This window comes from Oleiphilus sp. HI0123 (assembly GCF_001635315.1).
The window spans coordinates 1-617 of record NZ_LWGE01000739.1 but is presented as its reverse complement, the minus strand read 5'-3'; the positions used below and the strand labels follow the sequence as shown (position 1 = coordinate 617).

The following is a 617-nucleotide window of genomic DNA, read 5'->3' as shown; positions in this document are numbered from 1 at the left end:
TGATTCTGGACTACCAGGAACAAGGCAAAAGCCACTCCAATGAAGAAGGCCTTAATCTATTTGAGGATAAACGCGCCCGACAAAATAGAGAATGGTTGAACGCCTTGGTAAAAGATATGTTGGAACAGGAGCTTAAAAGTCACCCTCCAGTTCAATCAGCACTACCTAAGCTCCGCTCAGCTGTGCAGGAAAATAGTGTAACCCCCTACTCTGCAGCACATCAGATCATTCAGCTATTTCTCAACAAACAAGACCCGTCTTGACTATTTACCGCCCCTTAGCGAGGACCCTATTGCTATCAGCCTGAGCTAATCACGACAGGTAAGGGTTCGAATATATCTGCCAACGCTAAACTAAAAAAGCCCGATTAAGTAACCGGGCTTGATAACAAACTAAGCTAAATATTAAGCTGTTGTTTTCTTGATAATCGCAAGCAAATCGTCCTTTAGCTTAAGGCGCTCTTTCTTACACTTTTCAAGATACTCGTCAGAGGTGTTTTCTGCACCGGTCTCGATTCTGTGTACTTCATGATCCTTATCATGATACTCATCAAATAAACGAGCAAAGTGGTTATCACTCATCTTGAGGTTATGAATAGTCTCTTTGTGCTCTGGCAA

General features: G+C 42.6%; 2 protein-coding genes. One reads left to right on the top strand and one right to left on the bottom strand.

All coding sequences use genetic code 11. The features are described from left to right. Nucleotides 1-263 (top strand): hypothetical protein (locus A3761_RS27200; protein WP_197472904.1); only part of this gene is annotated, 263 nt, incomplete at its 5' end. 141 nt (nucleotides 264-404) lie between these two features. On the opposite strand, the gene A3761_RS06570 is transcribed toward A3761_RS27200, so the two are convergent. Continuing rightward, nucleotides 405-617 (bottom strand): YdcH family protein (locus A3761_RS06570; RefSeq protein ID WP_369808187.1); only part of this gene is annotated, 213 nt, incomplete at its 5' end.